The following is a 25,114-nucleotide window of genomic DNA, read 5'->3' on the forward strand; positions in this document are numbered from 1 at the left end:
TTCACCTATTATTATACTATATATTATCAATGAATTTATATCTATCCGATTAATAAAATATTTTTTCTGAAAAAAGTTGATATTACACATTTTTTTAAGTTATATAATCCATTTTAAATGCTTTAAAATCTTGTAAGCTTTACAAAGTAATTAAACTAAGTAAAGGAGATGCTTATGAATCATTTTTCTTGGATTTGGAACTATTTGAAGAAACATATCGCCATGATTATACTAGCTTTATTTTTGTTATTATTAAATTCTATCCTTGTAATTATTAACCCATATTTAAGTAGTATTCTAATTGATGACGTTATTTATGGCCAACAAGATGATTTACTTGTGCCTATTTTAGCCACGATGATCGGCTTAACCCTATTTCGTACGATCATCCGTTATAGTTATCAAGTCATGTTTGATTCGATTGGTCAACGAACATTATTTAAACTGCGACAAGATATGTACCAAAAATTAAACGAATTAGACTTTGATTATTTTAACCATACACGGGTTGGAGATATTATGGCACGCATGACTGGCGATACGGAAGCCGTCCGTCACTTTGTCTCTTGGAGTTCCTATAATATTTTAGAAAGTATTATTTGGTTTTTAACAGCCATTGTTATTATGGGGTTGATTAATTGGCAATTAATGTTAGCCCTTGTTGCAGTAACACCGCTGATATTTATTTTAGCGATGAATTTATCAAAAGAAAGTCATCCAGCGTTTTATGAAATCCGTGAAAGTTTTTCACGTTTAAATTCAATGGTAGAAGAGAATATCGGCGGCAATCGTGTGGTAAAAGCTTTTGCGCGTGAAGAGTATGAAAAAGAAAAATTCACTCGACATAATCTCGACTATAAACAACGCAATCTTGATTCGGCTAAAATTTCCCAAAAATATTTACCTTTGTTAGAATTCTTAGCTAGTATTTTAAATGTCATTACCTTATTAGTTGGCGGTTTTCTAGTTATCAGACAACAAATGACCTTAGGTGAACTCGTTGCCTTTAATGGCTATCTATGGATGTTAAATAACCCCATGCGTATGATTGGATGGCTGGTTAATGACTATCAACGGTTCTTGGCTGCCGCTCATAAAATTCGTCAATTATTATATCGCAAACCTCAAATTCCAATTAAAAACGATGAAAACACCCTTGAACTTAAAGGGAACATTGAGTTTAAACAGGTTTCTTTTCATTTTTCAGATGATCCCAGCCATAATATTTTAACGAATATTAACTTCAGCGTTAATAGTGGTATGACGGTCGGCATTATTGGTGAAACCGGGGCAGGCAAATCCACTTTGGTGAATTTAATTGGCCGTTACTATGACCCAACTGAAGGTAACGTTTTGATTGATGGTATAGACATTAAAGATTACCCTGTCCGACAATTGAGAGAAAATATCGCCATGGTGATGCAGGATGTCTTTCTATTTTCCAATACCATTACCGATAATATTGCCTTTGGTAATCCTTTTGCAGATGGTGAATATATTCGTAATATGGCCAAGATTGCCGATGCGGATTCATTTATTTCCCAAATGCCATTAGGCTATGACACCATCGTTGGTGAAAGAGGTGTTGGTTTATCCGGTGGTCAAAAACAACGGATTAGTTTAGCAAGGGCTTTAACCAAAAACCCTTCCATATTAATTTTAGATGACACAACGTCGGCGGTTGATATGGAAACAGAAGCTAAAATCCAATTAGAATTAAGTCGTATGACACAGACAAAAACAACCTTTATCATCGCACACCGTATCTCATCCGTTCGCGAAGCTGATTTAATTTTGGTCTTAGATAAAGGGGAAATTATTGAACGTGGCACGCACGGTGAATTGGTAGAAAAAAGAGGCCACTACTATGATGTTTACCAAAGGCAACTTGGATTGGAAGGAGTGAGTTAGATGGCTCGTAATCGTTATGATGAAGATGAAGTGCTAGAAGAAGAATTTCGACCGGAAGATTATAAACGTGTAGGTCGCTATTTGATTCCTTATAAAATAACCATCATCAAAGTCCTGATTTCAATCTTGATTTCTAACGTCGCTTTGATGTTAGGACCTTATTTTACCAAAATTGTCATTGATACCGTCATTCCCCAAGCAGATATTGGTGCACTTGTCCGTTATTCCATCTATTTCACGCTTGCCATCATTGTGGCTTGTCTTGGACTTTATTATCGCTTATATGCCATTACCGAAATTGGCCAAGATGTCCTTGTGGATATGCGTTTTGATATCTTTTCACATGTTCAGTCGCTACCATTTTCATACTTTGATAACCGGCCACATGGAAAAATATTAACCCGAATTGTTAACTACATTAATACTTTAAGTGATCTATTGAGTAATGGTGTCGTCAACTTAATTTCAGATATATTCAATATCATCATTACTTTAATCTTTATGCTTGCCTTAGATGTCAGATTAACTTTGTATAGTTTAATGCTTTTACCTGTTTTATTTATTATCGTGATGGTTATCAAAAATATTCAACGGAAAGCCTATCAAAACTTAAGTAATAAGCAATCGAATTTGAATGCCTATATTCATGAAAGTATTGCTGGAATCCGGATTACACAATCGTTTGCTCGTGAACAAGAGCGGTATGAAATTTTTGAAGAACAATCCAAAGAAAATTATACAGCCTTTATGGATGCCGTCAGAATCCAATTTGCCATGTGGCCATCGGTTCAAAATATTGCTGTTATTTCAACGGCCATCATTTATTTTGTTGGGATTCGCCAAATAGGTGTGGACGTTTCAACCGGTACGCTAATTGCCTTTATCAGTTATATTAACAACTTTTGGAACCCTATAATAAATATCGGAAATTTCTACAACAACTTAATTACGGCAACGGCTTACTTAGAGCGAATTTTCGAAACTTTAGATATTGTCCCTGAAATTCAAGACAATCCAGGCGCCACTGAATTACCGCCTATTGAAGGTAATGTAACGTTTGACCATGTGACCTTCCGTTATGAGGCAGGTAAAGATATTTTACATGATGTGAGTTTTGACATTGAAGCGGGTCAAACGATTGCTTTAGTTGGTCCTACTGGGGCTGGAAAAACCACCATTATCAACTTACTCAGTCGTTTTTACGATATTAACGAGGGAACGATTTCAATTGACGGTTATGATATTAGTCAAGTAACCTTGTCTTCTTTACGGGAGAAAATGGGTGTCATGCTACAAGATACCTTTATTTTTTCTGGAACCATCCTGGAAAATATCCGTTATGGTCGCCTTGATGCTACAAAAGAAGAGATTATTGAAGCGGCTAAAACCGTGCATGCACATGAATTTATTATGGAACTTAAAAACGGATATGATACCGTTGTTGAAGAACGGGGTAGCACCTTATCCTCTGGTCAAAGACAATTATTAGCTTTTGCTCGCACCTTATTAGCCGATCCAGCTATCTTGATTTTAGATGAAGCAACGTCAAGCATCGACACTAAAACGGAAGAATTATTGCAAGAAGGTTTACAACGATTGTTAAAAGGGCGCACTTCTTTTATTATCGCCCATCGTCTATCAACGATTAAAAACAGTGATCAGATTTTCTATATCGCTAACCAAACGATTCAAGAAAAAGGGAGTCATGAAGAACTCATGCAGCAACGCGGGCTCTATTATCGCCTCTATCAATCACAGTATGATTTATTATTCGTAGAATAATAAAATAACAAAAAACCCGAACATTTAAGGTTAGCTGATGCTTCGTTCATCACACGATGACTAAATGTTCGGGTTTTTTTGTGGTCCTTTCCTTCCCGCTTGCCTCAATCAAGTCTGAATATCTCTTCGATTGAACCGCCAGGCAGCTAGCAGAAGGAAGACGAGTGCCAAACTGAAGTTGGAAAGAACCAAAGACCAGTCAATCGTATGGTTTTGGATAATATCCGCTGATGATGTGAAAGAAAAAGGCGTCAACCACCGTATTAGCGGAACATTCTGAACCATATTATCCAAAATATTCATGAGATAAAGGAAAATAACAACCATCGGACCAAGATTACTTATTAGTCCGGGTATTAATTCAGTCATCCCCAAAGATAAGAATCCAACAACTAGGTGACATAAGAATGTAGCTAGTTGAAGATTGATGAGGTCTGACCCACTCATTTCTTGACTGGACAACTTGATTGTAAGATAGGCAACAGCTAGAATAATCAAATGCATCATTAAGCTAAGCGATATAAAAGCAAGCAATTTCTGTACGAGAATAGATAATCTATTATGTGGCAAGGTATAAAGAAACTCCGCCGTGTGATCCTTTTCCTCTTTGACAATGAGATTGCCAGCGATAAACGCCAAAAAGATACTGCCTAATAAGCCAACAAGCACCTCAAATTCCATGCCATAGTAGCCTGCTAGGCTCGTAATCAGAGATAAATCAATGTTCAACACATCAGTAAAAAAAGAAACATTCCGAAACAAGTCAATCAGCCCAGCCGATTCTTGGGCAAATTGTGGATAGATAAGCACAATAGTTAAGATAAACAAAGACAAGAGTAGCGTAATACCTAAGATTCCTTTATACAGTTGGCGAATTTCTTTATTGAAGACGGTCATCGGTCATCCCTCCTTCAAGATGATAATAATGTAGGAAAACCTCTTCTAATTCGGGATTGGCTATCTCAAGGTCTACAATTTGGTCACGATAAAGATGAATGGCTTCAATGAAAGCCTGCATAGAACCTTGATATAAGAAGGAGACCGAATTCTCGTAGATAATAAGGTCTTTAACATCCCCTTCAATCGGAGGTAACTGGTCAATTCCATGAATGGTCACTCTTTTAGCTGTGTTATGAACTAGCTCTGTCATACTTCCTGCTTCAATTAACTGACCATTACGAATAATAGCAGCATTACGACAATATTTTTGAACTTCAGCAAGATTATGTGAGGAGATAAAGATGGTGGCACCCGCTTCATTCCTTGAGACAATCTCATCCCAGAAGTTCTTCTGAATTAAGGGGTCAAGACCCGAAGTCGGCTCGTCTAAGATTATGAGATCAGGTTGGTGTTGAAGCGCTGTGACAATGGAAATCTTCCGCCGATTACCAAAAGACAAGTCTTGGACTTGCTTTTCTTTTTGAACATCGAACAGCTTGCAAAGTCGGTCAATCTCCTTTGGATCAACGTGACCATGTACTTTCGCAGCCATCTCAATGGTCTCTAGTGCTGTCATACCATGATAGTAAGCAACTTCGGAGGAAACATAACCCATGCGTTGAAGTAAGTCGTTCTGATTCACTTTGACAGCTTGGCCGAACACCTTCACCGAACCTGAGCTAGGGTTAATCAAACCTAGAAGAATACGAATTGTGGTTGATTTACCTGCCCCATTAGGTCCAATAAAGCCATAAAAATCACCTGCTTCAACTTGGAATGAGAGTGACTCCAAGGCTTGGAATCGTCCGAATTTTTTGGATAAATTGTGTACTTCAATAACTAGACTCACAAGAACTCTCTCCATTCAATTGATGATGGTTCAATTATAGAACCTTTTTTAGCTTTTTTTACATTTAATCAATAACAAAAAATTTAGTTTAATAATTTATTATCCGTGCGATCCTCAATAAATGCTTGTAGTCGATTATGATGTACCTTTCGACTAATGACAATACTATTGGCCTTTTGAAATTCTTTTTCAAGGTAATCATAATATGTCCCAGGGGTAAGAATCCCCACCAAAAGGAACAAATCCAGGCCACTTGTCCCAATAATTTCGTCTGACAACATCACACAATTCGTACCAAAAACAAAATATGTTTTGAATTTCCCTTTGACAAACTTATAAAATTGCGCTGACGGAATCGCACGCATCAATTCTCCCCCATAGCTAGCTAATTGGGTTGGCGTCGTAGGACGCCACGACATGACTGAGCTTTTAATTTCAGCTAACTTTTCCACTAAAGCTTCTGTTTGCTCTTGATTCAATAACACATCGTATTCAATGACCAGATTATCACCATTTTTAATCGAAAAATCAATATAGGCATCTTTATCGACTACCACCAAAACCCCATCACCAATCGCATCAAATAATTGCCTTGAATCAATATCATGGTTCCCATACGAATATACTTTTTCTTTATACACAATATTCATATGACCGATAATATCAAAGGCATTGCTGCCTGCATGAATAAGAATTTGCATGACATCATACGTCTGCTGATTGTCAATGTTTTGCACCATTGAATGCTGTTCCAACTCTACATCAATATCCAACTCACCTGCAATATATTGATTAATTCGATTGAGCACACGCGTTGGTAATAAAGCATTAAAAATAATCGGTAAAGGGAAGCGAACCTTCCTCTTGAGTTTATTTTCCGTATCAGGTTGAATGAACACCCCTCGACCATCATTCACATAAGTAAACCCAATAAATATCGCATATACCCCTAAAATTAAAGTCACACTCCGGCTATCTTTCGTCGCCGTAAAACTAAATACCGCAAAAATTAGATGGACAACGCCGTAAGCTAAACGATGAAAACGCCGTTTTTCTTGATTACGGACTAATAAAATATAGGAAATCAGACTAACGATTCCCATAATTAACTGGTAATACCCGATTAAATGCAACAACCAACGATAGGTTGTTTCCGTATATTGAGCTATCCATAAAGCAAAAATAATCTGGGCGATTCCTGAAATCATTAATAAAAAGCGATCACGATTTGATTTTGATTTATCAGCAATTACGAGGGATTGAAAGGTTCGCGTAACACCGGTAGCACCGATGATGAAGGCAACCAGACGACTAACCGATTGATAAAAAGTCATAGGAAAAAAGAGTAACGCAAAGCCAGAAAAAATAAATAAGAGCCCAATAATTATATATGACCAATTTCGCCTTGATTCTTTCACACTTAACCTCCTTTTTAAGCTTATAATATCATAAAAGTTAGCACTAAATCGAATTCTAATGTTGTAAGTCTTCTAACATCTTTATTTATAATAAATATGCTACTATTAACTAAGGGACAGTACTCTGTCTTCTAAACTAGCTAACACATTAGCCGACACCATCCCTTATCGTTTATAAGCCATTTACTAAATATTTACAATAATCATATATTAAATTTACATATTCATGGTAGAATAATACTATCAATTTAAAAGGAGTTAGATTATGTTTAAAACTTTTACTAAAGCGCTTGCTGCTTTAACAAGTGCCGCTGTTTTATTTTCTACTTTACCAACTGGAAATGTTGCATATGCTCAATCAGATCGCGTTGTTCGTTTTGCTATGGTAACTGAAATTGATAGTTTAGATCCACATTTATCTTCAGGTACCGATACAGGTTCAATGTTAGATAATATGCACGACGGTTTAATCGATTACAATGAAGCAGGCGAAATTATCCCTAACTTAGCTGAAAGCTGGGAAATTTCTGAAGATAACTTAACCTATACCTTCCACCTTGTACAAGATGCGACTTTCCATAATGGTGACCCCGTAACAGCTAATGATGTTGTTTGGTCATACAGCCCCCTTGCTGGTTTAAACGGCGAAGAAGCAACTAGCTCTAAATGGGAAGTTGTTGAAAGTATTACCGCTATTGATGACTATACGGTAGAAACGACTTTATCATCTGTTGACTCAGGATTTTTAGCTAGAAACTTAATGCCGGTAATGCCTGCCGATTATACTGAACAAGCTTCTGCTCCAATCGGTGCAGGTCCATTTAAATTTGTTGAATGGAATCAAGACCAAAGTTTAGTGATGGAACGTAATGATGATTACTATTTAGAAGATAAAGTACCTGAAATTGCGGGTGTTGAATGGGTATTAATGCAAGATCCAGCTACAATTACGCTCGCTCTACAAACAGGTGAAATTGATATTGCTGGTACAAACATTGAAGGTAAAGAACAATTGGGTGATTCAATGAATTATGTTGAAGGACCACAAAATATGGTTGTCATTTTTGGTTTAAACCATGAATTCGAACCTTTCTCTGATATCCGTGTGCGCCAAGCGATTAATTATGCTGTAAATAAACAAGAATTAATCGATGTTGTATTCCAAGGCAATGCTGTTGAATTAGGTTCGATGTTCTCACCAGCAATGGAATATTACTACCAAGATGGTTTACAAGAAGTTTATGCCTATAATCCTGAACGTGCACAAGAATTACTAGCTGAAGCCGGTCAAGAAAACTTAACCTTTACAATGAAAACACCTAGCCACGCTCAATTCTATCTTGATACTGCCCAAGTAATTGCTAATCAATTAGCTCAAGTGGGTGTGACAATGGAAATTCAACCGGTTGAATGGAGTACATGGTTAGAAGAAGTTTATACAAACTTTGATCATGAAGCAACTCTCATTGGATTAACGGGTAAAATTGATCCCTATGATGTTTTAATTCGCTTCAGAGAAGGTTATAACCGTAACTTTGTCAACTACAATAATGCAGATTACAACGCTGCCATTGATAATGCTGTCCAAGAATTAGACGAAGAAGCAAATGCTGCCTATTACAAAGAAGCTCAAACCATCCTTGTTGATGATGCTGCCTCTGTCTTCTTATTTGACCCAAATCGTATCACTGCGATGCAAGGTGATTTAGAAGGACTTGGTTTATTCCCAGCTCAAAAATATAACTTAGAAGATTTAAGAATTGTGGAATAAAATGAACTACGCATCATAACAATTAAATAGAGAGGAAAAAACCATGCGTCGATTCATTTATAAGTTGTTTTCGACTCTGTTTACCTTACTACTGGTGTCCTTGATTATCTTTTTGATATTTAATATCTTACCCGGTAATCCAGCACAAGCCATTCTAGGTCCAGATGCCGATATTCAACAAATTAGAGTGCTTGAAGAGCAATTGGGTTTAAATGACCCGTTACACACAAGATACTTTAACTGGATTGGTGGTATTTTCCAAGGAGATTTTGGAACCTCTTATCGATACAGAGAGCCGGTTGCGCAGATTATTGCCGACCGGCTCCCTGTTACTTTATCCCTAACAATTTATTCTTTACTATTAACCATCATCATTGCTATACCTGTTGGGATATTTATTTCACGATATGAGGGAACGGTAATTTCGACGATTGCCAATCTGATAAGTCAACTTGGAATTTCAATTCCATCCTTCTGGTTAGCTTTTGTCTTAATTTTAATTTTTGCAGTTAATTTAGGTTGGTTACCTACATTTGGTTACAAATCCTTATCTGATGGCATCGGCGATCACTTACGTTCGATGGTATTACCATCGGTATCCATTGCCATATCAAATATCGCCGTCATCATTCGTTATTTATCCAATTCCGTTGCTGACCAGATGAATCGCGATTATGTGACGACTGCCATCGTCAAAGGGGCTGATGAAAATCGTGTGCTGTATCGACATGTCTTAAAAAATGCCTCTCTACCAGTCATTACAATTTTTGGGTTGATGGTAGCTGATACTTTAGGAGGAAGCATTATTATTGAAAATGTTTTTGCCTTACCAGGTATTGGCTCATTGCTTAACTCCTCAGTGCAAACGCGCGATTTTCCACTGATTCAATCGTTAGTTTTATTTATTTCAATTATTATTATTCTAGCGAATTTCGTCGTGGACATACTTTATCAAGTCATTGATCCTCGTATTAAGACAGGAGGTAAGTAGTATGAAGCGTCAACGACGTAATTATAATTTGATAATTGGTGGGATTATCGTAGGCTTGCTTTTAATAACCATGATTATTAGTTTCTTTTACACCCCCTATGATCCAAATGCGATGATTACAGCCGATCGTTTTCAACCTCCTTCATCACAATATTGGTTTGGAACAGATAATTTCGGCCGTGATATTTTTTCACGCTTAATGCAAGCGACACAAACGGTCTTTCAAGTAGGAATTAGTGCCGTATCAATCGGACTTATTGGTGGTTTAATCATTGGGAGTCTTGCTGGCTATTGTGGAGGCTGGATTGACGAAATTTTAATGCGCTTGATGGATGCTATATTGGCTATTCCAGGTATTCTATTTGCTATTATGCTGGTTTCAATTTTTGAACCAAGCCTGTTTAACACAATCTTAGCCTTAGGTGTCCCTCGGATACCGAGTTTTGCTCGGATTATCCGTGGTGGCTTTTTACAAGTGAAAGAGCTCGATTTTGTAAAATCAAGTAAAATTAAGGGTGCCAGTCATTGGCATATTATTCGTCATCATATTTTGCCAAATATTACGACTCAAATTATTGTTATGACCTCTTTATCTTTTTCAACCGTTGTTTTATCTGAAGCGGGCTTAAGTTATTTAGGGCTTGGTGTACAGCCACCGGATCCATCATGGGGCCGCATGTTAAGCGAAGCTAAACCTTACTTAATCCAAGCACCTTGGTATATTATGTCCGTTGGTATTTGTATCACCATTTTAGTCTTTGGCTTTAATCTACTGGGCGATGGTGTTAGAAAAATGCAAGACAAAAGGAGTGATTAAATGGAAGCTGTGTTAAATATTGAAGATTTGAATGTTGATTTTTTAATACAAGGCCATGAATATCCTGCTGTTGAGCATCTATCCCTCTATGTTAATAAAAATGAAACAATTGGTATTGTGGGTGAATCAGGTAGCGGAAAGAGTTTAACCGCTAAAACTATTTTAGGTATTTTACCTCGAAATGCTATCAGTCACTATCAAGCCCTAGAATATAAAGGCCAAGCGATTGATTTTGATAATCAAACTAGTATGCAAAACCTTAGAGGCAATGAGATATCAATGATTTTTCAAGATCCCTTATCCTCTTTAAACCCTCTTTTAAAAGTTGGCAAACAAGTAGAAGAAGTTTTAGCCATCCATAAAGATTATCATAGTGAGCAACGCCGCAAAATGGTTTTTGATTTATTTGAACAAGTCGGTTTTAATGACCCCGAAAAGATTTATCATTCCTATCCCCACGAATTATCAGGTGGTATGCGGCAACGGGTCGTTATCTGCATGGCTATTATCGCTAACCCAGGCTTAATCATAGCGGATGAACCAACGACAGCTCTAGATACAACGATTCAAAAGCAAATTCTGGATATTTTACATCACCTAACGAAACAAAAAGGGAATGCACTTATGCTCATTTCGCATGACTGGGGGGTTATTGCTAATATGACCGATAGGGTTTATGTGATGTATGCGGGACGCGTTGTTGAAACAGGACCTACAAAAGAAGTCATTGAAAACCCCCAACACGCTTATACCCAAGGACTGTTAAACGCTATTCCAAGTTTGTTAAATAAAGGAAAGAAACTCTATAGTATCCCCTTTCGTGTGCCTTCCATTAATGAACGTGAAAAAGGCCAATGGCCCTATATTAAACTGACCCAAGAAAATAAAGACGAGGTAGAAGCAATGTTTCCTGAAGTAAGGAGTTGGTCTGTATGACAGTGATGCTAGAAATTCTAAATCTATCTAAAACGTTCAGCCAATCGGGTGCCTTATTTAAATCAAAAGCTGTCAATGCCACAAAGGCTATTGATGACTTGTCCTTTGCCATTTTACGCGGAGAAAGTTTTGGATTAGTTGGTGAATCAGGTTCTGGAAAATCAACCGTCGCAAACTCAATTATGGGATTAGTCAATCCTGATGAAGGGCAAATTCTTTTTGAAGGGCAAGACCTGCTTCAAATGTCTCAAAATGAACGTCGAACAATTTATCAAGATATGCAAATGGTCTTCCAAGACCCTTATAGCACACTTGACCCTAAAAAAACGATTGGTTGGAGTATCATGGAGCCACTAACCATTCACAACCTTGGCACTAAAGAAGAACGTAAGGAACGCGTTATCCAAGCCTTATATGATGTTGAGTTGGATGAAACCTACTATACACGTTATCCCCATGAACTCAGTGGAGGCCAACGTCAACGGATTGCAATTGCTAGTACAATCATTTTAAAACCCAAATTCCTTATCATCGATGAAGGTGTTTCTTCCTTAGATGTGTCGATTCAGGCAGCCATCTTAAATTTGTTAAACGATTTAAAAGAAAAATACGCCTTAACGTATTTATTTATTTCACATGATTTAAATGTTATTGAATATTTTTGTGATCGAATTGCCGTGATGCATCACGGCAAACTGGTTGAAGTCTTCAATGCAATCGACGAAGATAAAATTGAACACCAACCCTACACACAAAAACTATTTGATGCCATCCCACCCATTTATTTGAACAAATAATTTTAAATAAGGAGATTCGTCATGAATTTAGGTCTTATCTCAGATTTACATTACGATACCTACGAAACCATAACGAAAGCCGACTTTTATGAAAATATTCATCAATTAGTTACCGAATTAGCCCTTGATTATTTGGTTATTGGCGGTGACATCTCGAACAACTATGCAACAACCATCACATTCGTTGAAGACCTCCAAACCATAATAAATATCCCCGTCTATTTTATTCCTGGCAATCATGATTATTGGGAAAAAGACATAGCCGTTAAAGATACGCAGGCGATTTACCAACAATTTGTTAAGCATCCGCAATGTTTGATGGAGTCCCCCATCCTACTAAATGATCACTATGCTTTAGTCGGTCACACTGCATGGTACAATTATTCAGTTCATGCAGATCGATTTACGGAAGCAGAGCTTGAAAAAGGGGTTTATGGTGAAAGAACCTGGCAAGATAAACGGAATACAGATTGGGGCGTTAGCGATAAAAACTTATCCCGTCAGTTTGCTGATTTAGTTGAAACGGATTTAAATCGTGTGGGTGATCGCGAGGTTGTTTTAGTGACACATATGGTGACCGTGCCCGAGTTCACGGTTCCTATGCCGCACGAATCCTTTGATTACTTCAATGCCTTTATCGCGACCGATGATTTTGACACCATTTATCAACAATATCCAATAAAATATAGCTCAATGGGACATATCCACTATCGTGGGTCATTCACTAGGGAAGGCATTACCTATATTTGTAACTGCTTAGGCTACGAAAAAGAATGGCGTTCACCGAATTTTAAAGAGGAACTACGCAATTCCTTATATGTCATTGATTTAGCTTAATATGTATTTGGCCACGTGCCAAATACTTTTTTTTTTGAGTAAATATCGCTGAGATATGGTATAATAGGTAAGTTGTGTTTTGAGGAATTAAAAGTAGCGAAATTGACTATTGAACTATATGTTGTGTTGTGTTATAGTTTTAAACACAACATATAGTGTTTAATCGTCTTATTAGATTAGGAGAGGGGTAGATGACAATTATAGTAATTGGTGGCATGATTGGTGCTGGTAAAACGAGTGTTGCAAAAATTATTGCAGAAGCATTAGGTAGTGAGGTGTTTTATGAAAATGTCGATGGAAATCACATTCTTCCACTTTTCTATACTGCTTCACCCGAAGAACAAGCAGCAAAACGGTATCCATTTCTTTTGCAATTAGAATTTTTGAATAGTCGCTTTTCAAACATCAAAGAAGCTTTAATCAATCAAGATAATGTCTTAGATCGCTCAATCTATGAAGATTGGTATTTCTGTAAAGTTAATAATGACTTAGGCAATATCTCGGATACGGAATTTCATATTTATGAGAAATTACTTAATAATATGATGGAAGAATTGGATGAATTACCTAAAAAGGCCCCTGATTTAATGGTATATTTAACAGGTTCGTTTGAAACGATTATAAATCGTATCGGCAAGCGCGGGCGTGAGTTTGAACAAGATCCCAAGTTAATGCATTACTATCATACCCTATGGTCTGGTTATGATGATTGGGTTGAAAATTCATATACAGCTTCACAAGTATTAACTATTGATATTGACCAATTTGATGTGGTCAATCATTCAGAAGATGCCGAGAAAGTAATCCAATTGGTTAAAAATAAGCTAGATGAAATGCGTTTTGCTAAGGTAGTCAATGGCTAACCGTTAAATCGATAAACCTACTAATCTATGACCGTTTTACTGTTGTGGATAGGTAGGTTTTTTAGTGCAATCAGACAAAGTATCAGTGAAATAATAACGGTTCGATTATATATTTATATTGATTGTTATTCCCTTTTAACTTAAAATCAAACTATAGTAAGCATCTTTTCCATTTGTAGAAGCATGAAAAATATGACCCTAAGGAGAATGGTTATGAAGAAACCTATATTATTGTTTAGTAGTTTCTTATTGCTGAGCATGGCAACCCCTGTTTTTGCTCAAAATGCCGATAGAATCGCCGAACTGGAAGCACAAATTGCCGAGTTACAAAGTGAACTGGATGAACTTTTAGAAACTAATGGATCTGAAGAAGCAGAAAGTCAAGAAAAGATTTTAGGAACATTTGAAGATAATGGGATAACGATGGTGTTTAAAGAAGCTTATTTAGTTGACGATGAATACGCAAATAGTGGTAAATCAATACTGTTTTTTATAGAATTTACAAATGATTCAGGTGAATTGCAAGAACCTTCCAGCGCTATTATCTTTACAATTGATGCAAAACAAGAATCGGAGATTCAAGTTTTCGATTTAGAAGTAGCCGCTTTACCCCGCTACGAAGAAGAAACACATAAAAATAGGTACATCGAATTGAAAGATGGCGCAACGATTGAGATTGAATTTGCCTATGAATTGGAATTAGCCGATGCCCCCATAACGTTACAATACTCTCTCTTTACTGATTCTGAAGGAGAAGAACTATTGACGCTTGATCCAAAAGAGCTTAGTAATTTAGGTGAATAAAATATAAAGTGGTATACATGCTGTTATGACAGTATGTATACCACTTTTTTTATTTAAGGGATTCAAGGGTTAAATCGTTTGATAGCGATAATCAAGACATTCTATCTGCGATTTTTCGGAAGTTTCGGTGGAGAATGCTGAATCGGTGAAACAAAAGTGAGACAGACGTTTTGGTGTTGCCAGCGGAAACAAATGAAAAGTCGAGCTAAAAACCCAAGAAAAGTGATTAAATTTGCTTTTCTTAGGGTTAATCTTGAGTGCTTGCGTGAAAATTGGGAATTCAGGATTCAGCTTAAAAGTTGCCGGCAAAAATCCAAAAAGTTGCCAAAAGTTGCCAAAACGTGGTGACTCTGTATGACTCTCAGTGACTTTGAAGCCAAATAAAAAAGCATTTATAGAAGTGTGCGAAACCTCTATAAATGCCTATGTAAAGCCTTTTAGCTTAGTATAAAAAAGAGCCATTTGCCGGGATCGAACCGGCGACCTCCACCTTACCAAGGTGACGCTCTACCTACTGAGCTAAAACGGCATTCCTTGTAAATAAAAAAACTCCGCAAGTAGGGCTCGAACCTACGACATCATGATTAACAGTCATGCGCTCTGCCAGCTGAGCTATTGCGGAATAACATATGAAAACACACGGCATGGCAATGACCTACTCTCACAGGACCAAAGGTCCAACTACCATCGGCGCTAAGAAGCTTAACGGCTGTGTTCGGAATGGGAACAGGTGTGTCCTTCTTGCTACTATCACCACACCTTGTGTGTGTTCTATGTCAATTGAGTCCTTATCAAACTCAAAACTGAATAACACTCACAAATAAACCTTGAATCTCGTGGTTAAGTCCTCGACCGATTAGTACTAGTCCGCTCCATATATCGCTATACTTCCACTTCTAGCCTATCTACCTGATCGTCTCTCAGGGGTCTTACTTCTTTCGAATGGGAAATCTCATCTTGAAGCTGGCTTCGCGCTTAGATGCTTTCAGCGCTTATCCATCCCACACATAGCTACCCAGCGATGCTCCTGGCGGAACAACTGGTACACCAGCGGTGTGTCCATCCCGGTCCTCTCGTACTAAGGATAGCTCTTCTCAAATTTCCTACGCCCGCGACGGATAGGGACCGAACTGTCTCACGACGTTCTGAACCCAGCTCGCGTACCGCTTTAATGGGCGAACAGCCCAACCCTTGGGACCGACTTCAGCCCCAGGATGCGATGAGCCGACATCGAGGTGCCAAACCTCCCCGTCGCTGTGAACGCTTGGGGGAGATAAGCCTGTTATCCCCAGGGTAGCTTTTATCCGTTGAGCGATGGCCCTTCCATGCGGTACCACCGGATCACTAAGCCCGACTTTCGTCCCTGCTCGACTTGTAGGTCTCGCAGTCAAGCTCCCTTCTGCCTTTGCACTCTGCGAATGATTTCCAACCATTCTGAGGGAACCTTTGGGCGCCTCCGTTACTCTTTAGGAGGCGACCGCCCCAGTCAAACTGCCCACCTGACACTGTCTCCCGTAGGTTATACGCGGGTTAGAGGGTTCATATCACAAGGGTAGTATCCCACCAGCGCCTCCATCTAGACTGGCGTCCAAACTTCTTAGGCTCCTACCTATCCTGTACATGTCACACAAACACTCAATATCAAGTTGCAGTAAAGCTCCATGGGGTCTTTCCGTCCTGTCGCGGGTAACCTGCATCTTCACAGGTACTATAATTTCACCGAGTCTCTCGTTGAGACAGTGCCCAAATCGTTACGCCTTTCGTGCGGGTCGGAACTTACCCGACAAGGAATTTCGCTACCTTAGGACCGTTATAGTTACGGCCGCCGTTTACTGGGGCTTCAATTCGTACCTTCGCTTGCGCTAAGCACTCCTCTTAACCTTCCAGCACCGGGCAGGCGTCAGCCCCTATACGTCACCTTTCGGTTTGGCAGAGACCTGTGTTTTTGATAAACAGTCGCTTGGGCCTATTCACTGCGGCTGACTTGCGTCAGCACCCCTTCTCCCGAAGTTACGGGGTCATTTTGCCGAGTTCCTTAACGAGAGTTCTCTCGATCACCTTAGTGTTCTCCACTCGACGACCTGTGTCGGTTTGCGGTACGGGTTGGTTGTTCCTCACTAGGAGCTTTTCTCGACAGTTTGATTTGCCACCTTCGCTACTTAATTTCGCTCCAGGTCACGACTCACCCTTATAACAAGAAGCCTTTTTCTCCTCGTCAGACTTGTCGCTTCTACATCCTCTTCCATCCGGATGCGTGGCACTACCTCCTGTGTCCCTCCATTGCTCAAACAGTTCAACCAAGTACAGGAATCTCTACCTGTTGTCCATCGCCTTCACCTATCGGCTACAGCTTAGGTCCCGACTAACCCTGGGCGGACGAGCCTTCCCCAGGAAACCTTCGTCATTCGGTGGACGGGATTCTCACCCGTCTTGCGCTACTCATACCGGCATTCTCACTTCTATACGCTCCAACGCTTCTTACGATACGCCTTCACCGCCTATAGAACGCTCTCCTACCATTCATTGCTGAATCCACAGCTTCGGTGTACTGTTTAGCCCCGGTACATTTTCGGCGCAGGGTCACTCGACTAGTGAGCTATTACGCACTCTTTCAAGGATGGCTGCTTCTAAGCCAACCTCCTAGTTGTCTGGGCAACCCCACATCCTTTTCCACTTAACAGTAACTTGGGGACCTTAGCTGGTGGTCTGGGCTGTTTCCCTTTCGACTACGGATCTTATCACTCGCAGTCTGACTCCCAAAGTTGAGTTTATGGCATTCGGAGTTTATCTGGATTCAGTAAAGCTTATGCCCCCCTCGTCCAAACAGTGCTCTACCTCCATCACTCTTGCTCTGAGGCTATACCTAAATATATTTCGGAGAGAACCAGCTATCTCCAAGTTCGATTGGAATTTCTCCGCTACCCACATGTCATCCAAACACTTTTCAACGTGTCCTGGTTCGGTCCTCCAGTGTGTTTTACCACACCTTCAACCTGCACATGGGTAGGTCACTTGGTTTCGGGTCGACGACACCTGACTTTCGCCCTCTTCAGACTCGCTTTCGCTACGGCTCCGTTTCTTCAACTTAACCTTGCCAACTATCGTCACTCGCCGGTCCATTCTACAAAAGGTACGCCATCACCCCTTAACGGGCTCTGACTACTTGTAAGCACACGGTTTCAGGTACTCTTTCACTCCCCTTCCGGGGTGCTTTTCACCTTTCCCTCACGGTACTGGTTCACTATCGGTCACTAGGGAGTATTTAGCCTTACCAGATGGTCCTGGCAGATTCCGACGGAATTTCGCGTGTTCCGCCGTACTCAGGATACTCACTTGTCCTTCATGTTTTCGTATACGGGGCTCTCACCCTGTCTCGCGCTGCTTCCCATCAGCTTCTACTAACATTCCAAATCATTGATGTGAGTCCTACAACCCCATTGTGCATGCACAATGGTTTGGGCTCTTCCCGTTTCGCTCGCCGCTACTCAGGGAATCGAATTTTCTTTCTCTTCCTGCAGGTACTGAGATGTTTCAGTTCTCCGCGTCTACCTCACTTGCGTGTGACATCCCATAACGGATGCCGGGTTCCCCCATTCGGAAATCTCTGGATCTTAGCTTACTTACAGCTCCCCAAAGCATATCGGTGTTCGTCCCGTCCTTCATCGGCTCCTAGTGCCAAGGCATTCACCGTGCGCCCTTTGTTTCTTAACCACATATTTCTCGCGCTTTTTTTACTTCTTTTTACTCTGTAATTTCTTACAGACTCGGTCAATTCTCGGTTTCATTATTTCTTTTATTCAAAAAAATGATGTGTCATTAATGACTCGCATTGAATCATTAATCACTATTTGTTGTGTTATTCAGTTTTCAATGAGCTAAGGTTTGAGTTGCTTTTTTGCATAAAAAAAGCTCACTCAAAACTAAACAAAGACAATATCCACTTGTAAGGTTCCTGTACTCCTTAGAAAGGAGGTGATCCAGCCGCACCTTCCGATACGGCTACCTTGTTACGACTTCACCCCAATCATCTATCCCACCTTCGACGGCTCCCTCCAAAAGGTTAGGCCACCGGCTTCGGGTGTTACAAACTCTCGTGGTGTGACGGGCGGTGTGTACAAGACCCGGGAACGGATTCACCGCGGCGTGCTGATCCGCGATTACTAGCGATTCCGGCTTCATGTAGGCGAGTTGCAGCCTACAATCCGAACTGAGAATGGCTTTTAGAGATTCGCTGACTCTCGCGAGTTCGCTGCTCGTTGTACCATCCATTGTAGCACGTGTGTAGCCCAGGTCATAAGGGGCATGATGATTTGACGTCATCCCCACCTTCCTCCGGTTTGTCACCGGCAGTCTAACTAGAGTCCCCATCTGAATGCTGGCAACTAGTTATAGGGGTTGCGCTCGTTGCGGGACTTAACCCAACATCTCACGACACGAGCTGACGACAACCATGCACCACCTGTCTCCCTGTCCCGAAGGACTTCCTCTATCTCTAGAGTATGCAGGGGATGTCAAGACCTGGTAAGGTTCTTCGCGTTGCTTCGAATTAAACCACATGCTCCACCGCTTGTGCGGGTCCCCGTCAATTCCTTTGAGTTTCAACCTTGCGGTCGTACTCCCCAGGCGGAGTGCTTATTGCGTTAACTCCAGCACTGAAGGGTGGAAACCCTCCAACACTTAGCACTCATCGTTTACGGCGTGGACTACCAGGGTATCTAATCCTGTTCGCTCCCCACGCTTTCGAGCCTCAGCGTCAGTTACAGACCAGAAAGTCGCCTTCGCCACTGGTGTTCCTCCATATATCTACGCATTTCACCGCTACACATGGAATTCCACTTTCCTCTTCTGCACTCAAGTGACTCAGTTTCCAATGACCCTCCACGGTTGAGCCGTGGGCTTTCACATCAGACTTAAGTCACCGCCTGCGCTCCCTTTACGCCCAATAAATCCGGACAACGCTTGCCACCTACGTATTACCGCGGCTGCTGGCACGTAGTTAGCCGTGGCTTTCTGGTTAGATACCGTCAATCCACTAACAGTTACTCTAGTGGGTGTTCTTCTCTAATAACAGTGCTTTACGATCCGAAAACCTTCTTCACACACGCGGCGTTGCTCCGTCAGACTTGCGTCCATTGCGGAAGATTCCCTACTGCTGCCTCCCGTAGGAGTTTGGGCCGTGTCTCAGTCCCAATGTGGCCGATTACCCTCTCAGGTCGGCTATGCATCGTTGCCTTGGTAAGCCGTTACCTTACCAACTAGCTAATGCACCGCGGGACCATCCTTTAGTAGTAGCATGAAAGCCACTTTTCCGCTTTCCTTCAGGCGAAGAAAAGATCTATGCGGTATTAGCAATCGTTTCCGACTGTTATCCCCCGCTAAAGGGTAGGTTTCCCACGTGTTACTCACCCGTTCGCCACTCACATCAAAGAAACAAGTTTCTCCTTTGTGCGTACGACTTGCATGTATTAGGCACGCCGCCAGCGTTCGTCCTGAGCCAGGATCAAACTCTCATGAAAGTTACTTCATAAGTCATTTGCGACTCATTTAAAATTCTAGCTTTGTTTATTTTTTAGACAGGTTGGGTTCCTGTATCATCGAAATTTATTCGGTTGTGTTCGTTATTCCTAACGAACCCTCACAATTTTGGTGTTTGTCTTTGTTCAGTTTTCAATGAGCTTTTGTTGTCTGAGTGACAACTTCTATATATTACTACAAACGAGATTCTTTGTCAACAACTTTTTTAAGTTATTTTTCAAATCTTTTGAATCGTTCGTTTTCCCCGTTCAGGGACTTTTATTATACCAACATTTAAAAGCAAAAGCAAATCTTTTTTTCAAATGTTTTATTGGTAATTTGTGCCGCTAATTAAGCACAAGAAGTATAATACCATCTCAAACAGTCTAAAGTCAACCATCAAAATGAATTTTTTTAATAAATAATAATGGAATTTGCTTTTTTCCGTGTATATATATAGTGGAGGTGTATAAATGTTGTTTTTCTATGTGTTGATCTTTTATTGTGGAGCTTGTTTAGCCTCATTTTTATTGTGGTTAGCAGGTACATGGAACCAAGGTGCCATTCGTTTTAAACAACGTTCGCAGTGTGACAACTGTCAACGTCCTTTGCATTGGTATGAATTGTTTCCTATTTTTTCTAGCCTTTTTGCACGCTTTCGTTGTGTCTCATGTTCTAAGCCTATCTCGTTTAACTATTTTCTGTCCGAATTTTTCATTGGCTTATTATGGGTTTTCCTCGTCCATCATTTAACGTATTCTTTCGATAATACTCTATTGGCGCAAATATTTCTTTTGTTGAGAATTATCCTGCTTATTTTGATGGCTTTCATCGATATTTTAGAGCGATGGGTACCCGATGTGTTGCAGCTAGGGATATTTATTTGTTCATTGATTGAATTGAATAGCGTTCATTTTTCATTCGTGCTTATCCTCTTCTTTCTGCTTTTGCTTATTTTTCTGCTTGGGTCACAATATATAGGTGGAGCTGATCTCAAACTGATTTTTAGCTTAAGTCTAACGATCCCCTTTCATTTGTTCCCACATTTTCTTTTCATTAGTTCTTTAAGTGGTTTGTTTTTCGTTTTCTTCTATAATAGATTCACAAAAACGAATATGATTGAAATTCCATTTGTGCCCTTCTTGAGTTTAGCCTATTATTGTTTGCTTTTTTTGTAGTAAAAAAAAAAGCAGCCAGCTAGGCTGACTGCTTCATATTCAACTGAACTATTTAAGTTGTTGTTTTTTATCTTCTAAGATAACTTCATCTGGATGTGGTGGATTTTCGATATTTGTTTCTATGTCGCGGTAACGTTTCATTCCAGTACCTGCTGGAATTAATTTACCTATCGTAACATTTTCTTTTAATCCTAATAACACATCTTTTTTACCGCGAATGGCAGCATCAGTTAATACACGTGTTGTTTCTTGGAAGGATGCAGCTGAAATAAATGAGTTTGTTTCTAGAGCTGCTTTGGTAATACCTAACAAGACTGGTCGCGCAGTAGCTGGTGTTTCGCCACCTTTAATGGCTGGTAAATTGGCTTTCGTAAAGTCGGCCACATCCATTAAAGCACCTGGTAAGATGTCAGTTGAGCCTGGGTCCATGACACGAACTTTTTGTAACATTTGACGGACCATTACTTCAATATGTTTATCACCAATTTCTACCCCTTGGCTACGGTAGACAGATTGTACTTCGCGTAATAGGTAATTTTCTACCGTAATCACATCCGTTACTTGTAACAATTCTTTAGGGTCAATAGATCCTTCTGTCAAAGCTTGTCCACGGACTACCTCATCCCCAACAACGACTTGTAAGCGTGATTGAATCGGAATATTGTAGGTACGTGTGTCCACAGAACCTGAAACAGTAACATCTCTAGAGCGATCAGAGGCTTTTTCTTCAATCGACTCAATTACCCCGGATACTTCTGTGATGGTTGCTTGACCTTTTGGATGACGTGCTTCAAATATTTCTTGAACACGTGGTAACCCTTGGGTAATATCACTACCACCTGCTACCCCACCTGTATGGAAGGTACGCATGGTTAATTGTGTACCAGGCTCACCAATTGATTGAGCTGCAATCGTTCCTACAGCTTCCCCAACTTCTACTTGTGTACCTGTAGCAAGGTTACGGCCATAACATTTCTTACATACACCATGATCAGTATCACAGGTAAAGACAGACCGAATCGACACTTCTTTAACACCCGCATTAACAATTTTTGCGGCTAAATCTTCTGTAACAAAGTCATTAGCTGAAGCGAGTACTTCTCCCGTTTCAGGATGTTTAACCGTTTTTTGAATATAACGGCCTAACAAACGTTCTTCAAGGGATTCAATGATGCTGTTGCCGTCTGCTATTTCAGAAACAAAAACCCCTTTATCTGTACCGCAATCATCTTCACGTACAATAACATCTTGAGCCACATCAACTAAACGACGTGTTAGGTAACCTGAGTCAGCTGTCTTAAGAGCTGTATCGGTCATCCCTTTACGCGCACCGTGCGTAGAGATAAACATTTCTTGTACATTAAGCCCTTCACGGAAGTTTGAAGTAATTGTCAATTCGATAATTTTACCATTAGGGGCCGCCATGTTACCACGCATTCCAGCTAATTGAGTAAAGTTAGAGATATTACCCCGAGCTCCTGAATCGGACATCATAAAGATTGGGTTTAGACGCGGCAATTTTTTCTGCAGATCATCTTGAATCTTATCTTTCGCTTGATCCCATGTACGAATAACACTTTCATAACGTTCATCATCAGTAATTAAGCCACGACGATATTGTTTGGTTATATTATCAACACGCGCATGTGCTTCATCGAGAATTCCTTGTTTTGTATCTAGATTTAATACGTCAGCCACTCCTACTGTAATACCAGCACGCGTTGAGTATTTATAACCTAAATCCTTCATACGGTCTAACATTTTAGATGTTTCTGTAATATGGAATCGTTTGAAGACTTCAGCGATGATATTTCCTAAGTCTTTTTTCTTAAACGGTTTGACTAATTCCATGTCTGCAATGACTTTTGGAATGTCAGCCCCTTTATCTAAGAAATATTTATCGGGTGTTTGATTGGTTAAGTTTTCAGTCGATGGCTCATTTAAATAAGGGAACTCAATTGGCATAATTTCGTTAAATAAAAGTTTACCAATTGTTGTCACCATCATTTTATCTTTTTGCCATTGGGTAAATGGTTTCCCTGGTAAAGCTTTAGCAGGAATTGCTACACGGGTATGAAGATGAACATAACCACTTTGATAAGCAATTTCTCCTTCTTCAACACTACTTAAAATCAACCCTTCACCTGTACGACCAGCTTCTTCTAATGTTAAATAATAGTTACCTAAAACCATATCTTGTGAAGGGGTTACCACTGGTTTCCCATCTTTAGGGTTTAAAATATTTTGTGCGGCTAGCATTAAAATACGTGCTTCAGCCTGTGCTTCTTCTGATAAAGGCACATGTACAGCCATTTGATCCCCATCAAAGTCGGCATTATAAGCTTCACATACTAATGGGTGAAGACGAATCGCACGTCCATCGACTAAGGTTGGTTCAAAAGCTTGAATACCTAGGCGGTGCAAAGTAGGTGCTCGGTTAAGTAGAACGGGATGCTCTTTGATAACATCTTCAACAACTGGCCAAATCGCATCATCTTGTACTTCAATCATACGTTTAGCATTTTTAATGTTAGTTGCAATCTCACGTTCAACCAACTCTTTCATCACGAAAGGTTTGAACAACTCTACCGCCATTTCCTTAGGAATACCACATTGATACATTTTCAAGTTAGGACCCACAACGATAACAGAACGACCAGAGTAATCTACCCGTTTTCCGAGTAAGTTTTGACGGAAACGACCTTGTTTCCCTTTTAACATATGGGATAATGATTTTAACGGACGGTTACCTGGACCTACAACGGCACGACCACGTCGACCATTATCAATTAACGCATCAACCGCTTCCTGTAACATCCGTTTTTCATTTTGAACGATAATGTTTGGTGCACCTAAATCAAGTAGTCGTTTTAAACGATTATTACGGTTAATGACACGACGATATAAATCATTCAAATCACTAGTCGCAAAACGGCCACCTTCTAATTGTACCATTGGACGTAAATCAGGCGGAATGACTGGAAGGGCATCTAAAATCATCCATTCTGGTCGATTGCCGGATTCTAGGAAAGCATCTAGAATATCCAAACGTCGGATAGCGCGGCTACGTTTTTGGCCTGTCGCTGTTTTTAATGTTTCTTTAAGCTCAGCAACCTCACCTTTTAAATCAACGGCTTGCAATAACTCTTTAATCGCTTCAGCACCCATTTTAGCATTGAAACGATTACCGTATTCACGTTTTTTCTCACGGTATTCAAATTCAGATAACAATGATTTAGGCTCTAACGGAGTATCACCTGGATCAATTACAATATATGAAGCAAAATAAATAACTTCTTCTAAAAGACGTGGACTTAAATCTAAAATTAGACCCATTCTACTTGGAATACCTTTGAAGTACCACACATGAGTAACTGGAGCAGCTAATTCAATATGCCCCATTCTTTCACGACGCACTTTTGCACGCGTTACTTCAACACCACAGCGATCACAAACACGACCTTTATAACGAACGCGTTTTAACTTCCCACAACTACATTCCCAGTCTTTAGTTGGACCAAAAATTCGTTCACAAAAGAGACCATCTTTTTCCGGTTTTAAAGTTCGGTAGTTAATAGTTTCTGGTTTCTTAACTTCACCATAAGACCAACTACGAATTTTTTCGGGAGACGCAAGTCCGATTTGCATCGTTTCGAATTTATTAACATCTATCAAGGGGTCGACCTCCTTTAAAATTTGCGGAGCG

The 25,114-nt window shown here is 39.9% G+C and carries 15 protein-coding genes, 2 tRNA genes and 3 rRNA genes; 11 read left to right on the forward strand and 9 right to left on the reverse strand.

The genetic code is table 11. The features are described from left to right. The first annotated feature begins 174 nt into the window (after positions 1–174). Together NRE15_RS08715 and NRE15_RS08720 are read left to right on the forward strand one after the other, a co-directional pair. Positions 175–1,911 carry an ABC transporter ATP-binding protein gene (locus NRE15_RS08715; protein ID WP_313792501.1) on the forward strand — a complete coding sequence of 579 codons (1,737 nt, stop codon included), beginning with the start codon at positions 175–177 and terminating at the stop codon, positions 1,909–1,911. Beyond that, on the forward strand, positions 1,912–3,693 hold the full coding sequence (locus tag NRE15_RS08720; protein WP_313792502.1) for an ABC transporter ATP-binding protein: 1,782 nt from the start codon (positions 1,912–1,914) through the stop codon (positions 3,691–3,693). Between the two features lie 108 nt (positions 3,694–3,801). Here NRE15_RS08720 and NRE15_RS08725 read toward each other — a convergent pair whose 3' ends face one another. From NRE15_RS08725 to NRE15_RS08735, 3 genes are all read right to left on the reverse strand, one after another. Next, positions 3,802–4,590, reverse strand: coding sequence for an ABC transporter permease subunit (locus NRE15_RS08725; protein ID WP_313792503.1), 789 nt, complete (start codon positions 4,588–4,590; stop codon positions 3,802–3,804). Next, complete coding sequence (locus tag NRE15_RS08730; protein WP_313792504.1) at positions 4,574–5,482, reverse strand: ABC transporter ATP-binding protein; 909 nt, start codon at positions 5,480–5,482, stop codon at positions 4,574–4,576. The genes NRE15_RS08725 and NRE15_RS08730 overlap by 17 nt, the downstream gene beginning before the upstream one ends. Before the next feature lie 83 nt (positions 5,483–5,565). Next, entirely contained in the window at positions 5,566–6,900 is a 1,335-nt protein-coding gene (locus NRE15_RS08735; RefSeq protein ID WP_313792505.1) for an HdeD family acid-resistance protein, read from the reverse strand. A 265-nt stretch (positions 6,901–7,165) separates the two neighbouring features. Here NRE15_RS08735 and NRE15_RS08740 point away from each other — a divergent pair, with 265 nt between their 5' ends. The 8 genes from NRE15_RS08740 to NRE15_RS08775 all read left to right on the forward strand — a co-directional run bounded on the left by NRE15_RS08740 (position 7,166) and on the right by NRE15_RS08775 (position 14,716). After that, positions 7,166–8,671 (forward strand): ABC transporter substrate-binding protein, encoded by a 1,506-nt coding sequence (locus NRE15_RS08740; protein WP_313792506.1) that lies wholly within the window; start codon positions 7,166–7,168, stop codon positions 8,669–8,671. 43 nt (positions 8,672–8,714) lie between these two features. After that, a complete protein-coding gene (locus NRE15_RS08745) occupies positions 8,715–9,662 on the forward strand; it encodes an ABC transporter permease (RefSeq protein ID WP_313792507.1) in 948 nt (315 codons plus the stop codon). A 1-nt stretch (position 9,663) separates the two neighbouring features. Next, positions 9,664–10,479: an ABC transporter permease gene (locus tag NRE15_RS08750; protein WP_313792508.1), complete on the forward strand. Its 816-nt coding sequence runs from the start codon at positions 9,664–9,666 to the stop codon at positions 10,477–10,479. Then, positions 10,480–11,415, forward strand: a complete 936-nt coding sequence (locus NRE15_RS08755; RefSeq protein WP_313792509.1) for an ABC transporter ATP-binding protein — start codon at positions 10,480–10,482, stop codon at positions 11,413–11,415. Continuing rightward, a complete protein-coding gene (locus NRE15_RS08760) occupies positions 11,412–12,212 on the forward strand; it encodes an ATP-binding cassette domain-containing protein (protein ID WP_313792510.1) in 801 nt (266 codons plus the stop codon). Before NRE15_RS08755 ends, NRE15_RS08760 begins: the two co-directional genes overlap by 4 nt. A gap of 21 nt (positions 12,213–12,233) precedes the next feature. After that, positions 12,234–13,049: a metallophosphoesterase gene (locus NRE15_RS08765; RefSeq protein ID WP_313792511.1), complete on the forward strand. Its 816-nt coding sequence runs from the start codon at positions 12,234–12,236 to the stop codon at positions 13,047–13,049. Between the two features lie 191 nt (positions 13,050–13,240). After that, positions 13,241–13,912, forward strand: coding sequence for a deoxynucleoside kinase (locus NRE15_RS08770; protein ID WP_313792512.1), 672 nt, complete (start codon positions 13,241–13,243; stop codon positions 13,910–13,912). A gap of 213 nt (positions 13,913–14,125) precedes the next feature. Further along, positions 14,126–14,716 carry a DUF5067 domain-containing protein gene (locus NRE15_RS08775; protein ID WP_313792513.1) on the forward strand — a complete coding sequence of 197 codons (591 nt, stop codon included), beginning with the start codon at positions 14,126–14,128 and terminating at the stop codon, positions 14,714–14,716. A gap of 456 nt (positions 14,717–15,172) precedes the next feature. On the opposite strand, the gene NRE15_RS08780 is transcribed toward NRE15_RS08775, so the two are convergent. From NRE15_RS08780 to NRE15_RS08800, 5 genes are all read right to left on the reverse strand, one after another. Continuing rightward, positions 15,173–15,245 (reverse strand) — tRNA-Thr (locus NRE15_RS08780). 20 nt (positions 15,246–15,265) lie between these two features. Next, positions 15,266–15,338, reverse strand: a tRNA-Asn gene (locus NRE15_RS08785). A gap of 20 nt (positions 15,339–15,358) precedes the next feature. After that, positions 15,359–15,474: ribosomal RNA gene (gene rrf / locus NRE15_RS08790) — 5S ribosomal RNA — on the reverse strand. 78 nt (positions 15,475–15,552) lie between these two features. After that, positions 15,553–18,427: ribosomal RNA gene (locus NRE15_RS08795) — 23S ribosomal RNA — on the reverse strand. 254 nt (positions 18,428–18,681) lie between these two features. Continuing rightward, positions 18,682–20,232, reverse strand: a 16S ribosomal RNA gene (locus NRE15_RS08800). Together the 16S, 23S and 5S rRNA genes with 2 tRNA genes alongside form the textbook arrangement of a ribosomal RNA operon. Positions 20,233–20,703: 471 nt before the next feature. Between NRE15_RS08800 and NRE15_RS14625 the strand changes: the two genes are divergently transcribed. After that, complete coding sequence (locus tag NRE15_RS14625) at positions 20,704–21,408, forward strand: prepilin peptidase (RefSeq protein ID WP_390887125.1); 705 nt, start codon at positions 20,704–20,706, stop codon at positions 21,406–21,408. Positions 21,409–21,456: 48 nt separating this feature from the next. On the opposite strand, the gene rpoC is transcribed toward NRE15_RS14625, so the two are convergent. Then, positions 21,457–25,083: a DNA-directed RNA polymerase subunit beta' gene (rpoC, locus tag NRE15_RS08805; protein ID WP_313792514.1), complete on the reverse strand. Its 3,627-nt coding sequence runs from the start codon at positions 25,081–25,083 to the stop codon at positions 21,457–21,459. Positions 25,084–25,114 lie beyond the last annotated feature (31 nt).

It is taken from the genome of Fundicoccus culcitae, assembly GCF_024661895.1.
Lineage (GTDB): Bacteria > Bacillota > Bacilli > Lactobacillales > Aerococcaceae > Fundicoccus_A > Fundicoccus_A culcitae.

Coding starts and splice junctions, on each gene's coding strand:
- NRE15_RS08715 (WP_313792501.1), top strand. CDS start 175: ATGAATCATTTTTCTTGGATTTGGAACTATTTGAAGAAACATATCGCC.
- NRE15_RS08720 (WP_313792502.1), top strand. CDS start 1,912: ATGGCTCGTAATCGTTATGATGAAGATGAAGTGCTAGAAGAAGAATTT.
- NRE15_RS08725 (WP_313792503.1), bottom strand. CDS start 4,590: ATGACCGTCTTCAATAAAGAAATTCGCCAACTGTATAAAGGAATCTTA.
- NRE15_RS08740 (WP_313792506.1), top strand. CDS start 7,166: ATGTTTAAAACTTTTACTAAAGCGCTTGCTGCTTTAACAAGTGCCGCT.
- NRE15_RS08745 (WP_313792507.1), top strand. CDS start 8,715: ATGCGTCGATTCATTTATAAGTTGTTTTCGACTCTGTTTACCTTACTA.
- NRE15_RS08750 (WP_313792508.1), top strand. CDS start 9,664: ATGAAGCGTCAACGACGTAATTATAATTTGATAATTGGTGGGATTATC.
- NRE15_RS08755 (WP_313792509.1), top strand. CDS start 10,480: ATGGAAGCTGTGTTAAATATTGAAGATTTGAATGTTGATTTTTTAATA.
- NRE15_RS08760 (WP_313792510.1), top strand. CDS start 11,412: ATGACAGTGATGCTAGAAATTCTAAATCTATCTAAAACGTTCAGCCAA.
- NRE15_RS08765 (WP_313792511.1), top strand. CDS start 12,234: ATGAATTTAGGTCTTATCTCAGATTTACATTACGATACCTACGAAACC.
- NRE15_RS08770 (WP_313792512.1), top strand. CDS start 13,241: ATGACAATTATAGTAATTGGTGGCATGATTGGTGCTGGTAAAACGAGT.
- NRE15_RS08775 (WP_313792513.1), top strand. CDS start 14,126: ATGAAGAAACCTATATTATTGTTTAGTAGTTTCTTATTGCTGAGCATG.
- NRE15_RS14625 (WP_390887125.1), top strand. CDS start 20,704: ATGTTGTTTTTCTATGTGTTGATCTTTTATTGTGGAGCTTGTTTAGCC.